We start from the raw sequence: 13,982 nt of genomic DNA, 5'->3' as shown, positions 1-13,982 counted from the left end.
CGGGAGATCTGCTCGGCCCCGGAGTCCGACTCTGCGTCCTGCTCGGGCTTGCTGCCTGGATCCGGCCTCGTGTCGGGATCGGGCTTGCTGCCTGAATCCGACGTCCTGTTGGGATCGGACTTGTCGCCTGGATCCGGCTCGCTGTCTGAATCCCGCTCCCTGCCGGACTGGCCGGAGGACGGCGTCTTGAGGGAGTCGTCCGAGGGATCGACAGGACGCCGGAATGCAGAGTCCTCGTCGGCCATCCTCGCCTCCCCAGTCGTCCGCGGGCCTTCCAGTATGAGCCCGCTCACAGCTTCATCTAGGCTACCCGGGTAATCTGATAGTCCCGTCGGTTCCCCAACCAGTCCCAGCAATCACCGTCCCCAGGAGTTGTTCATCGTGCCCGAGTCCAAGGTTCGCAAGCCCGCCAAGGCCAAGAAGGCGTCGGGTAAGCCCGCCAAGAAGGCTCCGGCGGTCAAGAAGGTCGAAGCCGAGAAGCTCGAGACGGAGAAGCTGAAGGCCGAGGCCGACACCCCAGAGGGCATCGAAGCGGCCCGAAAGGCCGAGGCGAAGGCCGAGCGTCACCGTCGTCTGGCCGTCGACCGGTCCTGGGTGCCGTGGGTCTTCGTGCCACTGCTGGTGATCGGCGTCCTGTGGCTGGTGGTCTACTACATCGCCGGGATGAACATCCCCTTCATGGCGGCACTGGGCGACTGGAACATCCTCATCGGGATGGGATGCATGGCCGGGGCCTTCGCCGTGGCCACCCTCTGGAAGTAGTCGCCCCCAGACGGGATGCACTGCCGGCCCGTTCGCCGCGGCCACCCTCTGGAAGCAGCCGCGTCCAGACGGGATGCATGGCCGGGCCTTCGCCGCCACACCCCTGGAAGCAGTCACCTCCAGATGGGATGCGTGACCCGCACGAAGACCGCAGTCCACGTTCGTCCTCAAATCCGACGTTCGTCCTGGAATTCCAGGACGAACGTCGGATTTGAGGACGAACGTGGGTGGGGAGTGGCCGAGCAAGAAGGCTGGGGGCCCGATCGCGGCCCAATCCCCCAGCGACCAGACACCACCGTCGCCCACGCCCCAGCGCCGAGCCAGAAGCCAGCGTCACCCGGGCGTCAGCGCCGAGCCAGAAGTCAGCGCCACCCACGCCCCAGCGCCGAGCCAGAAACCAGCGTCACCGGAGCGTCACCCGCCCCCAGAAACCAGCGCCGCCGAGGCGTCACCAGCCACCAACGACCGAGACCACGCCGCTCAGACCTCCCCAGCGGGAAAGGCCTAACGCTGTTCGGGCTTGAGCAACGGGAAGAGGATCGTCTCGCGAATCCCTGCATTGGTGAACAGCATCACCAGTCGGTCGACTCCCAGACCCAGACCGCCCATCGGCGGGCAACCGAACTCCAGGGCCTCCAGGAAGTCCTCGTCGAGCTGCATCGCCTCGGGATCGCCGGCAGCTGCGGCCAGCGACTGCTCGGTGAGCACCCGACGCTGGATCACCGGGTCGACCAGTTCGGAGAATCCGGTGCCGCGCTCCATCCCGCCGATGATGAGGTCCCAGGCCTCCACCATCCGCGGGTCGTCACGGTGCGGCCGGGCCAGCGGCTGGGCGATCGCCGGGTAGTCGCAGACGAATGTGGGCTGCAGCAGGGTCGGCTCGACGATCTCCCCGAACAGCTCCATGACGATCTTGCCGGCCTCGAACTTGGGGTCGATGGCCACCCCGCGATCCGCAGCGATCTCACGGAGCCGCTCGACCGGCGTCTCCAAGGTGATCTCCTCACCCAGAGCCTCACTCAGGCCGGGATAGACCTTGACCCAGCGCCACTGCCCGTCCAGGTCGATGACCCCCGACGGCGTCTCGATCTGATGGATGCCGACCGCATCGGCGGCGGTGAGGATGATCTTCTTGATCACCTCGGCGATGGTGAACTGGTTGCCCCAGCTCATGTAGGCCTCCAGCATCGAGAACTCCGCCGAGTGGGAGGAGTCGATGCCCTCATTGCGGAACACCCGCCCCATCTCGTAGACGCGGTCGACCCCGCCGACCATCGCCCGCTTGAGGTAGAGCTCCAGGGCGATCCGAAGGCTCATGTCGATGTCGAAGGCGTTGAGATGGGTGTTGAAGGGCCGGGCCGCCGCCCCGCCGTGCACCAACTGGAGAGTCGGCGTCTCGACCTCGAGGAAGCCGTCGGAGTCCAGGGCGGTGCGGATCGCGCGGGTGATCGCGGCGCGGGTGCGCACCATGGTGCGGGACTCCTCGCGGACGACCAGGTCGGCGTAGCGGCGCCGCACCCGGGACTCCTCCGACAGCTCGGTGTGAAGGTTGGGCAGCGGACGAAGGGCCTTGGACGCCATTCGCCACTGGGAGGCCATCACGCTCAGCTCGCCACGGCGGGAGCGGACCACACGGCCGCGGATCCAGACGAAGTCGCCCAGGTCGACGTCGGCCTTCCACTGTGCGAGGGCCTCGGCACCGACCTCGGCCTTGGACACCATCACCTGGAGACGCTCGCCGTTGGAGGTCTCGGTGAAGCCGTCCTGGAGGGAGGCGAAGCACAGCTTGCCGGTGTTGCGGACGAAGACGACGCGGCCACCGATGGTGACGACGTCCTCCGTCTCCTGGCCGGGCTCCAGGGTGGGCTCGCCATCGGGGCCGGTGTAGGCGGCCTTGATCTGGGGGACGGTGTGGTCGCGGGTCAGGTCGACCGGGTAGGGCTGGCCGCCGTCGGCCAGGATCCGGGAGCGCTTGGCGAGCCGGACCTGCATCTGCTCGGAGACGTCAGGGGCCTGGTCCTCGGGATCGCCGGGCTTGGCCTGGGCCGTGGCGCCCTGGGTCTGGGATCCAGTGGTGGGGAGGGGCTGACGGCCTTCGTTTCGATGCTGACTCACCGGCCCAGTCTATCGGGGGCCGCTCGGATCTCGGGGGCTGGCAGCTGTCGGGGCCCGCAGTTCGCGGGGCTGGGTGGTGTCGGCGTCTGGGTGTCCGGGGTCCGGGCGGGGTGGCCGGTCAAGGGTCCGACAGCTGTCGAGGGTCTGGCGGCGAGATTCCGGCGGGATACCGGGAGGTCGAGACGCAGCTCGCCTCAGGCAGGACGCGGCCGAACTAGCATCGGGCCATGACGTCATCCCCACCTGTTGGGCCGCCGCCCGGCTGGCGTCCTCCGCCAGCACCGGTGCCGCCGATCCCCCTTCCCGAGCCCCCTCGCATCACCGCCGGTTTCCCGCACCACGGCATTCCCGTGCTCACCCTGGAGGCCTTCCCGGGCCGGACCATCGGCACGGTACTGGGTGCCGTGTCGGGCTGCGTCACCCGGTCTCGGGAGCTCAGCCCTCGCGCTGATCTGTCCGACATCCTCGCGGTGACACGGCAGGACGCCGTCGACGCGATGGTGGGGCTGGCCCAGCAGGCCGGCGCCGACGCCGTCCTGGGGCTGAGGTTCGACACCTCGGCGATCAGCGACGGCGCCTCCGAGGTGTGCGCCTACGGGACGGCGGTCACCCTGAGCTGAGGGCAGGCCCGCGGCCCGGGCCTGCCTGACGCCGGGGAAGTCAGGCTCCGCGGCGTCCGACCCCTCCTTTCCACAACACCACCGGCCAGGGAGATCACCGATGAGAATCGTCTTTGGCGTCGGCGGCAACGCCATCGCCCCGCGCGGGCGGCCCAACACCGTCGCCGACCAGCGCGCCGAGATCCGCAAGGCCTGCGGGCCGCTGCTGGACGCCGCGGTCGACCATCAGCTGGTCATCACGCACGGCAACGGTCCCCAGGTCGGGATGCTCGCCCTGCAGCGCGGCCCTGAGGGCCATCAGCCGTTGCCGCTGGACGTGCTGGGCGCCGAGACCCAGGGAATGATCGGCTACCTCATCGAGACCGAGTTGCGCAACGAGATGACCCGGCGGGCGAGGTCGCTGACCAAGCAGCAGCGGGCCCAGGCCCGCCGCGCAGGGGTGCCGGTCCGCAGCGGAGCCGGGCAACGGCTGGTCACCACCGTCCTCACCCTGGCCGAGGTCTCCCTGGAGGACCCGGCCTTCCAGCACCCGACCAAGTTCGTCGGGCCGATCTACACCCCTCAGGAGGCCGCGAAGCTGGCCGCCGAGCACGGCTGGACCTTCGCCGATGACGGTGGCTCGCCGCGGCGGGTGGTCCCCAGCCCGCAGCCGCGAAGGATCATCCAGGTGGACTCCACCAAGCAGCTGCTGGCCGCCGGCCACATCGTCATCTGCACCGGCGGCGGAGGCATCCCGATCGCCCGGGACGCCCGGGGCAGCTACATCGGGGTGGAGGCGGTCCTCGACAAGGACGCCAGCTCGGCGCTGTTCGCCTCCGAGCTCAGGGCCGACGTGCTGGTGCTGGCCACCGACGCCGACGCCGTGATGGTCGACTGGGGCACCCCCCGGGCCCGGCCGCTGGAAGTGGCCACCGTCGCCGAGCTGGAGAGGATGGACTTCGCGGCCGGGTCGATGGGACCCAAGGTCAAGGCCGGCTGAGACTACGTCCGCAAGCACGACGGCCGGGCGGTCATCGGGCGACTGTCGGACCTGGGGAGGCTGCTGGACGGCAGTGCGGGCACCACCATCGTGAGATGAGGCAGGATGAGATGACGCCGGCTGGGGAGACGCCGACTTGTGAGTGAGTGCTCACTCACATATTCTTCTCGGCATGTCTCCGCGCGCCCGGCCGATGCCCCCAGGTCAGCGCCGGGCCTCCATCATCGCGGCGGCCCGGCAGCTGCTCATCAGCACCAAGGTCACCTTCACCATCCGCCAGGTGGCCGAGGCGGCAGGCATCGCCGAGGGCACGATCTTCCGGCACTTCGACTCCAAGGACGAACTGCTGTGGGCCGTCGTCGACGACGTCTTCGATCCGGCCGACCTGTGCGCCAGGATCAGGGCACTGCCCGGCGACCTCGAACTGGCCCAGCGGGTCGAGCGGGCCCTGGAGCTGATGGCCTCGGATCTGGGCACCATCACCGCAGTGATGACGGCCGTCCATCCCCACCATCTGCACTCCGGCGGCCGCGACGCCGGATCCCGCCGGGGCCCGGACGATGGTGGACGCCGGGCGGTTGGGTCGCAGGCCGGCACTGCGGGCCGCGACGACCTGTCGGAGGCCGACGCCGGCCCGGGAGCCGAGGGTGATCTCGGCGGCCCCCGCCATGACCGCCATCAGGGACACCATCCCGAGGACCCGCGCAGCGGCATCCGCACCTGGTTCGCCGCCGTGACGGCCTGCCTCAAGGATCTTCTGGAGCCCTACGCCGATCGGCTGCGGATCCCCACCGACCAGGCCTGCACCCTGCTGGTGTCGGCGGTGACCACCACCAACCGGCCGTTCGCCGGCTCCGCCCACCAGTTCTCCCCCGCCGAGCTCACCGACATCCTGCTCAACGGGATCGCCACCGAGCCGGCCGAGTCGGCCCCGACCACCGGGTCGACCCCGACAACTGAATCAGCCGAGTCGGCCCCGACCACCGAGTCGACCCCGACCACCGAGTCGACCGGGCCGATGCCGCCGGGCAGCAGCCCTGCGGCGTCCCCCCAGTCCTCGACGCCCGAAACCCCATCCTCCCTCCCCACCCCACTCCAGGAGTCGCCGTGCTCGTGAGTCTCGTCAGCCACCACCTTCGGCGATACTGGCCCCAGCTGATCGTCATCCTCCTCCTCCAGGCCGGCGCCCAGGTCGCCGCCCTCACGCTGCCGACCATCAACGCCGACATCATCGACAACGGCGTCGTCGCCCTGGACACCGGCTACGTGAAGTCGCGCTCGGCGCTGATGCTGGCGGTCGCCGCAGGCCAGGCGATCTGCCAGGTCGTGGCGGTCTACTTCGCCGCCCTCACCGCGATGGGAATGGGCCGCGACATCCGCGACGCGGTGTTCAGCCGGACACTGTCCTTCTCCGCCCGCGAGGTCAACCAGTTCGGCGCCCCCTCGCTCATCACCCGCACCACCAACGACGTCCAACAGGTGCAGATGCTGGTCTTCATGACCCTGGCGATCATCGTGGGCGCCCCGATCACGATGGTGGTCGGCATCATCATGGCGCTGCGCGCCAATGTCTGGCTGTCGTGGATCATCGTGGCCGCCGTGCTGCTGCTGGGAGTGTGCATCGGCATCATCGTGGCCAACATGGGCCCACTGTTCGGCCGGCTCCAGAAGCGCATCGACGACCTCAACCGCGTCACCCGCGAGCAGATCACCGGCATCCGGGTGGTGCGCGCCTTCGTCCGCGAGCCCTATGAGGCCCGCCGGTTCGACGCCACCAACTCCCAGCTGCTCAGGATCCAGGTCGCGGTCGGCCGGTTGATGGCGGCGATGTTCCCGATCGTGATGCTGGTGATGAACCTCTCCCAGATCGGCGTCTTCTGGTTCGCCGCCCCGCGCATCGACGACGGTCGCCTCCAGATCGGCTCCCTGACGGCCTTCACCACCTACCTCATCCAGATCCTGTTCTCGGTGATGATGGCCACCATGATGATCATCATGTGGCCGCGGGCCTCGGTCTGCGCCACCCGGATCAGCGAGGTGCTGGCCACCCGCTCCAGCGTCAAGACTCCCTCCGACCCGGTTCGCCGGCTGCCGCAGCGTGGCCATCTGGAGTTCCGCGACGTCTCCTTCGCCTTTCCGGGGGCCGACGATCCGGTGCTCTCGGGAATCTCCTTCTCGGTGGACCCGGGCACCACCACGGCGATCATCGGATCGACCGGAGCCGGCAAGACCACCCTGGTGAACCTCATTCCGCGGCTGGTCGACGTCACCGCCGGCCAGGTGCTGGTCGACGGGGTCGACGTCGCACAGGTCGACCCCGAGACCCTCTGGTCGGCGATCGGGCTGGTTCCGCAGAAGTCCTATCTGTTCAGCGGGACGGTGGCCTCCAATCTGCGCCAGGGCCGCCCCGAGGCCACCGATGAGGAACTGTGGGAGGCCCTCAGGATCGCCCAGGCCGCCGACTTCGTCTCCCGGATGCCCGAGGGCCTGGAGTCCCCGATCGCCCAGGGCGGCACGAATGTCTCCGGCGGCCAGCGTCAGCGGCTGTCGATCGCCCGGGCACTGGTCAAGAAGCCCGACATCTACGTCTTCGATGACTCCTTCTCGGCCCTGGACGTCGGTACCGACGCCCGGCTGCGGGCCGCTCTCTCGGCGGCCCTGTCGGGTCGCGGGCAGGACGCCGCAGGGGGCGGGGACAGCGCGATGCTCATCGTCGCCCAACGCGTCTCCACCATCCGCAATGCCGACCAGATCCTGGTCATCGAGGGCGGCCGGCTGGTCGGGCGCGGCACCCACCAGGAACTCCTGGACAGCTGCCCCACCTACCTCGAGATCGTCAATTCGCAGCTGTCAGCAGAGGAGGCGGCATGAGCGAGAACACCGGAACCAAGACCCTCTCGGCCCAGGAGCATGCCAAGATCGCCCGGGAGTCCTCCCGCAGCGGTGCCGGACATGGCCCGATGGGCGGCGGCCGGGTCGCAGAGAAGGCGGTCAACTTCGGCCCCTCGCTGCGGCGGCTGCTGCGGGAACTGGGGATCTCGAAGGTGCTGCTGAGCGTCGTGGTGGTCATCGCGGCGATCTCGGTCGGCCTGTCAGTGATCGGCCCCAAGGTCCTCGGCAGGGCCACCGACATCATCTTCACCGGGGTGATCGGACGCCAGATCGGCTCGCGGATCCCCCAGGCCGATGGCATGAATGCCGACCAGCTGATCTCCCTGCTGCGCTCCAGCGACCAGTCGGGCCAGGGGATGGCCAAATTCGTCGACGTGCTCAACCAGTACCGCGACGTCGTCGCCGGCCGGGGGATCGACTTCCACGCACTCGGCCTGGTGGTGCTGCTCGCGGTGGCCCTCTACGCGGTCTCGGCGATCCTCGGCTTCCTGCAGGGATACCTCCTCAACACCGCCGTCCAGCACGCCATCTACCGGCTGCGCCAGAACTTCTCCGCGAAGCTGGCCCGGCTGCCGTTGAGCTATTTCGACGGCCAGCCGCACGGTGAGCTGATGAGCCGGATGTCCAATGACATCGACAACATCTCCCAGACCCTCCAGCAGACCCTCCAGCAGTTGCTCAACTCGGCGCTGATGGTGATCGGCGTGGTCGTGATGATGTTCTGGGTCTCGCCGCTGCTCGCGGTGATCAGCATCGTCGTCATCCCGGTCGCCGGGGTGGTCGCCGGGGTGATCGGCAAGCGCTCCCAGGTGCAGTTCGCCCACGTCTGGAAGTCCACCGGAGAACTCAACTCCGAGGTCGAGGAGGCCTACTCGGGCCATTCCCTGGTCAAGGTCTTCGGGCGTCAGCAGGCCGTCGCGGAGTCCTTCCACGACCGCAACGAGGAGCTCTACCAGGCCAGCTTCAGGGCCCAGTTCATCTCCGGGATGATCCAGCCGGTGATGTTCCTCATCGGCAATATCAACTACGCCGTGGTGGTCCTGGTGGGCTGCCTCAAGGTGGCCGCCGGACAGCTGCCGCTGGGCGACGTCCAGGCCTTCATCCAGTACTCGAGAATGTTCACCCAGCCGATCACCCAGATCGCCTCGATGGCCAATCTGCTGCAGTCCGGGGTCGCCTCGGCCGAGCGGGTCTTCGAGGTCTTCGACGCCTCGGAGCTGTCCCCCGAGTCCGACGGCGTCCTGCCCCCGACCGCGGGACGGGTGGCCTTCGAGCACGTGGGCTTCTCCTACGACCCGGATTCCCCGCTCATCACCGACCTGTCGCTGGTCGCCGAACCCGGCCAGACGGTGGCGATCGTCGGGCCGACCGGGGCCGGCAAGACGACCCTGGTGAACCTCCTGATGCGGTTCTACGAGATCGACTCGGGGCGGATCACCCTGGACGGTGTCGACATCCGCGACGTGCCGCGGGCCGAGCTGAGATCGCGGATCTCGATGGTGCTCCAGGACACCTGGCTGTTCTCCGGGACGATCCGCGACAACATCGCCTACGGACGCCCCGATGCCGACGAGGCCGAGATCGTGGCGGCGGCCAAGGCGGCCTATGTGGACCGTTTCGTGCACTCCCTGCCCGATGGCTACGACACCGTCATCGACGAGGAGGGGTCGAACGTCTCGGTCGGCGAGAAGCAGCTCATCACCATCGCCCGGGCCTTCCTGGCCGCCCCCGATCTGCTGATCCTCGACGAGGCGACCAGTTCGGTCGACACCCGCACCGAGGTGCTGGTCCAGCAGGCGATGAACAACCTGCGCTCGGGGCGGACCAGCTTCGTCATCGCCCACCGGCTCTCCACCATCCGGGACGCCGATCTCATCCTGGTGATGGAGCACGGCTCGATCGTCGAGCAGGGCTCCCACTCCGAGCTACTGGCCGCGCGCGGGGTCTACTACGACCTCTACCAGTCCCAGTTCAACGCCGCTATCGAGGGGGATGACGCCGTCGACGCCGGTGCGGTGCCGAGCCGGTAGCCTCTGCGCAGGGCCCGCCCTGTGGCGCGGCCCTCCGGGCAACCGGGCAACCGGGCAACTGGGCCATCCTGCGACCCGGCTCGCCGTGCAGTCAGCCAGTCTGCTTCCCGGCCCGCCGTGCAGGCAGCCAGTCTGCAACCCAGCCATCCCGCAACCCACCCCGGGATACTCGCCCACCCGGCGCCCGGGGCTGTCCGTTCCCTCGGACCATCCGCCGAGGACCACCTGATGAGCACCATCTGATGAGGAGTAGCTCTTGACCACCTTCGCCATCGGCGAGCACGACTTTCTGCTCGACGGCCAGCCGTACCGGATCCTGTCAGGCGCCCTCCACTACTTCCGGATCCATCCGGATCAGTGGGCCGACCGGATTCACCAGGCCAGACTGATGGGGCTCAACACCATCGAGACCTATCTCCCCTGGAACGCCCACGAGCCCGTGAGAGGGCAGTGGTCCTGGCAGGGCGGCTCGGGACCGTGGTCGGGGTCCTTCGAGGGCGGGTTGGACCTGGCAGCCTTCCTGGAGACGGTGGCCGCCGAAGGGATGCACGCCATCGTGCGGCCCGGGCCCTATATCTGTGCCGAGTGGAACAACGGCGGTCTGCCCGGCTGGCTGTTCGCCGACGGGAGGGCCGGCGTCCGCCATGACGAGCCGGTCTTCATGGCCGAGGTCGAGCGCTACCTGAGGCGGGTCGGCGAGGTGATCGCGCCCCACCAGATCGACCGGGGCGGACCGGTGATCCTGGTCCAGGTCGAGAACGAGTACGGCTCCTTCAGCGCCGACCCGTCCTACCTGAGCAAGCTGGTCCAGATCACCCGGGACGCCGGGATCACGGTCCCGCTGACCAGCGTCGACGGGGCCGAGGACGACATGCAGGCCAACGGCTCGGTGCCCGGACTGCACCGCACGGCGTCCTTCGGTTCGAGATCCCTGGAGGCGATGGAGACCCTGCGACGCCATCAGCCCACCGGGCCGCTGATGGCGATGGAGTACTGGAACGGCTGGTTCGACCACTGGGGCGTGCCGCACCATGCCACCGATGCGGCCGCCGCCGCGGCGGATCTGGACGACCTGCTGTCGACCGGGGCCTCGGTCAATCTGTACATGTTCTGCGGGGGGACCAACTTCGCCCTCGGCAATGGCGCCAACTGGGACGACGGCTACCGGCCCACGGTCACCAGTTACGACTACAACGCACCCCTGGACGAGGCGGGCCGTCCCGGCGCCAAGTACTGGGCCTTCCGGGAGGTGATCGGCCGGTACGCCGAGGAGCCGCAGCCGGCTGCGGAGCCGCCGCACGGGCAGTCGCCGACCGCGCCGGCGTTGACCGACCGGTTCAGCCAGGAGACCGACCTCATCGAGTCGGTGGAGGCGACCGCCGACTGGGCGGTTCCCGACCAGCTGCCCACCATGGACCAGATGGGACAGTTCCGCGGCTTCGCCCTCTACCGCACCCGGGTCGGCCTCGAGGCCCCCGCCGAGTTGTCCTTCGCCGAGGTCCGCGACCGCGCCGTGGTCTTCGCCGGCGGGGTGCCGATCGGGGTGCTCTCGCGTCAGGACGAGGTGACCTCGGTGACGCTGCCCGCCGGCCACTACGATCTCGCCCTGCTCGTCGAGGACCAGGGCCGGATCAACTACGCCGCCAGGATCGGCGAGCCCAAGGGGCTCATCGGCCCGGCCCTGCTGCGTCCCGCTGAGACCGGCGAGTCCGGGGAGACCGCCGAGTCCGGCGACGAACCGGCCGTCGACACCGACTCCCCCCTCGGCACGCCGCCGGTATCCGAGGGCCTCGATGATGCGGGTCGTTCGGACGACCCCACCGCCACCGAGCCCGTGGAGCTCACCGGATGGCGCTACCTGCCGGTACCCCCGAACCTCTCCCGGCTGGCCAGCACCCGGCCGGCCCACCACGGCCGTCCCGTGCTGCGCCGCGGAACCCTGAGCTGCCCCACCAGCCAGGACCTCTTCCTCGACACCGAGGGCTGGGGCAAGGGGCTGGTCTGGTTCAACGGCGTCTGCCTGGGACGATTCTGGGACCGCGGGCCCCAGCGCACCCTCTACGTCCCCGCTCCCCTCGTCCGGGCCGCCGGCCCCGAGGGCGCAGACCCTGAGGCGCCGGTCAATGAGATCGTCGTGATGGACCTCCACCCGCGCCCGGGAGCGACCATCGCCACCCTGCTGGCGCCGATCCTGGACTCACCGATCCGGCCCTGACCGGTCGAGTCCTGACTGATCCGACCCCGGATCCTCGGGTGCCGGATCGGGTCCCGCTGGTCACATCGAGGACTCGATGATCTCGACCACCTCATGATGGCTCAGCACGATGGGGTTGCCCTTCATGCTGGAGGCCCTCAGCGCTCCCGCGGCCGCCTCGTCTACCTGGCTGTCCCGCAGCCCCAGAGCCGCCAGGCCGGGGACCTGGAGGTCTGCCACGATCCCGGCCAGCCACTCAATGCCATCGGCCACCGAGGCGCTGGGGTCCCCGGTGAGCAACCGGGCCACCTGAAGGTACTTGACCAGCGCCGGATTGCCGGGCTGGCGCTCGGTCATCGCTGTGACATTGACCCGGGTCGCCGCGGCCAGCATCGCCGCGCACACCTGCCCATGGGCGGCCCCGGTCATCCCGCCGACCGGGGCCGCCAGGCCGTGCACGGCGCCGAGTTTCGCGTTGGCCAGGCTGAGCCCGCCGAACAGTGAGCAGATGCTCATGTCGGTGCGCGCCGCCAGATCAGAACCATCGGTCCAGGCCGCCCTCAGACCGGTGGCGCCGCGCCGAATCCCCTCGGCGGCCAACTGGTCGGTGAGCACATTGGCCTTGCCCGAGACGTAGGGCTCGATGCACTGGGTCAGGGCGTCGAATCCCGATGACGCCGTCACCGAGGGAGGGCTGGACAGGGTCAGCTCCGGATCGACCAGAGCCACCGCCGGCAGCATCGCCGGGGAGCGGAGACTGGCCTTGACGCCGTGCTCGGGGGAGATGATCGGGGAGTTGGCCGTCACCTCGGCGCCGGCCCCCGAGGTGGTCGGGCAGGCGATCACCGGGATGGAGACCGGCTCCAACGGGATCCCGCGACCCACCACCTCGATGTGATCCATGATGTCGCCCTGGTTGCGGGCCAGGATCCCGACCGACTTGGCGGTGTCGATGGCCGAGCCGCCACCGACCGCGACGATGACGTCGGGCCTCAGCGCCCGGGCCGCCGCCACGGCCTTGGTCACCTGGGGGATGGTGGGCTCCCCGCCGGTACGCACCAGGTTGCGCTCGGCACCGAGGCTGTCCAGGCCTGGCAGCTCGGCGGCATGACCACCGGCCACGATCATCACCGTGGGCCCGAAACCCGCGACGATCTGGCCGAGTTCTGCGAATCGGCCCGGCCCGAAGAGGATCCTGCCGGCGGTCGCGAAGTTGAAATCCATCGTGTGGCCCTCCTGTGACGACGATGTCCGGGCGGCGTCCCGGCCCGCCTCCCCATCCTGCCAGCCCCGTCCCGCGGGTCGGCTGACACCTCCCGGTACCGGGCGGGCGAGGGGTCCGGCCACCCACTCCTCCGGGTGCCGTGATGGCCCTGCCACCGGTGCCGTGATCGCCGCTCCACCGGGTGCCGTGACGGCTTCTCAGCCGGTGCCGGCCGAGGGGTCCGCGTGCCGGGTCGCCGCACCGGTGGCGATCCTCACCAGCTCGCCGGCCGGCCCGCCCAACGGCCGTGGTCCGGTCCACGCCGCGCACAGCCGGCGTCGCAGCCCGACCCCTTGGATCTGCAGGGCGATCAGCGACCCGGCGGTGATCGCGTCGGCGACGGCCAGCCTGCTGAGCACCGCCGGCCCGGCCCCCGACAGTACGGCGACCCGCACCGCGGCATTGCTGCCGAGCTCGAGCCGCGGCGTGACGGGCCGGCCCAGCGCGTCGTCGAGGACCCGGCGGGTCCCCGATCCCGACTCGCGGGTGATCAGGCTGCCGTCGTGGAGGTCCTCGGGACGGATCGGACGGTCCCGGCGGGCCCAGGGATGGCCCGGGGCGACCACCAGCACCAGTTCGTCCTGTCCGACCGTGGCGAGGTGTGCCGAGCGCCGCGGGATCGGACCCTCGATGAACCCGAGGTCGCACTGGCCGCCCTGCAGGTCATCCAGGACCGCGGCGGTGTTGGTGACCCGGACATTGACCCGCACGGCTGGGCTGACCGCCCGCAGGGCCGCCAGCCAGCCCGGCAGCAGATGCTCGGAGATGGTCTGGCTCGCCGAGACGGCGAGATGGCCGGAACCCTGGTGGCTGAGGGTCCGGGCGTTCGACAGCAGATCGTGCGCCGAGGCGAGCAGTGGCCTCGCCCACTCGACCACCAGCAGCCCCTCGGGAGTCGGCGCCGACCCGGTCGTGCTGCGGCGCAGCAGCGGCAGACCCAGGCTGTGCTCCAGCCTGGTCACCGAGCGGCTCGCATTGGGCTGGGCCATCTGCAGGCTGCGGGCCGCCGCCGACAGACTGCCGTGGTCGACGACCGCGATCAGCACCTCCAGGGCGCTCAGATCGGGCCACCGGGACATGCGCACATGATATGCCCCCATGAGGAGATGACGGCTACCGCAGCGGG

10 protein-coding genes are annotated in these 13,982 nt (G+C 69.7%); 7 read left to right on the top strand and 3 right to left on the bottom strand.

From position 1 onward, the window contains the following. Positions 1–381: 381 nt before the first annotated feature. Positions 382–762: a cell division protein CrgA gene (locus G554_RS18640; protein WP_027586986.1), complete on the top strand. Its 381-nt coding sequence runs from the start codon at positions 382–384 to the stop codon at positions 760–762. 504 nt (positions 763–1,266) lie between these two features. On the opposite strand, the gene lysS is transcribed toward G554_RS18640, so the two are convergent. Beyond that, positions 1,267–2,754: a lysine--tRNA ligase gene (gene lysS / locus G554_RS0104560; protein ID WP_027586985.1), complete on the bottom strand. Its 1,488-nt coding sequence runs from the start codon at positions 2,752–2,754 to the stop codon at positions 1,267–1,269. 350 nt (positions 2,755–3,104) lie between these two features. Here lysS and G554_RS0104555 point away from each other — a divergent pair, with 350 nt between their 5' ends. The 6 genes from G554_RS0104555 to G554_RS0104530 all read left to right on the top strand — a co-directional run bounded on the left by G554_RS0104555 (position 3,105) and on the right by G554_RS0104530 (position 11,613). After that, the gene (locus G554_RS0104555; protein ID WP_084648310.1) at positions 3,105–3,497 is read left to right on the top strand and encodes a heavy metal-binding domain-containing protein; all 393 of its coding nucleotides are present in this window, start codon (positions 3,105–3,107) and stop codon (positions 3,495–3,497) included. Between the two features lie 100 nt (positions 3,498–3,597). Beyond that, complete coding sequence (locus G554_RS14675) at positions 3,598–4,476, top strand: amino acid kinase family protein (RefSeq protein WP_245569941.1); 879 nt, start codon at positions 3,598–3,600, stop codon at positions 4,474–4,476. Positions 4,477–4,648: 172 nt separating this feature from the next. Beyond that, on the top strand, positions 4,649–5,593 hold the full coding sequence (locus G554_RS18500; protein ID WP_051232431.1) for a TetR/AcrR family transcriptional regulator: 945 nt from the start codon (positions 4,649–4,651) through the stop codon (positions 5,591–5,593). After that, positions 5,584–7,347, top strand: coding sequence for an ABC transporter ATP-binding protein (locus G554_RS0104540; RefSeq protein ID WP_027586983.1), 1,764 nt, complete (start codon positions 5,584–5,586; stop codon positions 7,345–7,347). Before G554_RS18500 ends, G554_RS0104540 begins: the two co-directional genes overlap by 10 nt. Continuing rightward, positions 7,344–9,398, top strand: a complete 2,055-nt coding sequence (locus G554_RS14665; RefSeq protein ID WP_051232429.1) for an ABC transporter ATP-binding protein — start codon at positions 7,344–7,346, stop codon at positions 9,396–9,398. Before G554_RS0104540 ends, G554_RS14665 begins: the two co-directional genes overlap by 4 nt. Positions 9,399–9,654: 256 nt before the next feature. Next, positions 9,655–11,613, top strand: a complete 1,959-nt coding sequence (locus G554_RS0104530; protein WP_027586982.1) for a beta-galactosidase — start codon at positions 9,655–9,657, stop codon at positions 11,611–11,613. Positions 11,614–11,673: 60 nt separating this feature from the next. On the opposite strand, the gene G554_RS0104525 is transcribed toward G554_RS0104530, so the two are convergent. Both G554_RS0104525 and G554_RS0104520 read right to left on the bottom strand, forming a co-directional pair. Continuing rightward, positions 11,674–12,816 carry an iron-containing alcohol dehydrogenase gene (locus tag G554_RS0104525; protein ID WP_027586981.1) on the bottom strand — a complete coding sequence of 381 codons (1,143 nt, stop codon included), beginning with the start codon at positions 12,814–12,816 and terminating at the stop codon, positions 11,674–11,676. A gap of 198 nt (positions 12,817–13,014) precedes the next feature. Then, the gene (locus tag G554_RS0104520; RefSeq protein WP_027586980.1) at positions 13,015–13,935 is read right to left on the bottom strand and encodes a LysR family transcriptional regulator; all 921 of its coding nucleotides are present in this window, start codon (positions 13,933–13,935) and stop codon (positions 13,015–13,017) included. Positions 13,936–13,982 lie beyond the last annotated feature (47 nt).

It is taken from the genome of Acidipropionibacterium thoenii DSM 20276 (assembly GCF_000423445.1).
GTDB classification, from domain to species: Bacteria; Actinomycetota; Actinomycetes; order Propionibacteriales; family Propionibacteriaceae; genus Acidipropionibacterium; species Acidipropionibacterium thoenii.
The sequence above is the reverse complement of the archived record's forward strand: the minus strand, read 5'-3'. Positions and strand labels throughout refer to the sequence as shown.

Coding starts and splice junctions, on each gene's coding strand:
- G554_RS14665 (WP_051232429.1), top strand. CDS start 7,344: ATGAGCGAGAACACCGGAACCAAGACCCTCTCGGCCCAGGAGCATGCC.
- G554_RS14675 (WP_245569941.1), top strand. CDS start 3,598: ATGAGAATCGTCTTTGGCGTCGGCGGCAACGCCATCGCCCCGCGCGGG.
- G554_RS0104525 (WP_027586981.1), bottom strand. CDS start 12,816: ATGGATTTCAACTTCGCGACCGCCGGCAGGATCCTCTTCGGGCCGGGC.
- G554_RS18500 (WP_051232431.1), top strand. CDS start 4,649: ATGTCTCCGCGCGCCCGGCCGATGCCCCCAGGTCAGCGCCGGGCCTCC.
- G554_RS0104555 (WP_084648310.1), top strand. CDS start 3,105: ATGACGTCATCCCCACCTGTTGGGCCGCCGCCCGGCTGGCGTCCTCCG.
- lysS (WP_027586985.1), bottom strand. CDS start 2,754: ATGCAGGTCCGGCTCGCCAAGCGCTCCCGGATCCTGGCCGACGGCGGC.
- G554_RS0104520 (WP_027586980.1), bottom strand. CDS start 13,935: ATGTCCCGGTGGCCCGATCTGAGCGCCCTGGAGGTGCTGATCGCGGTC.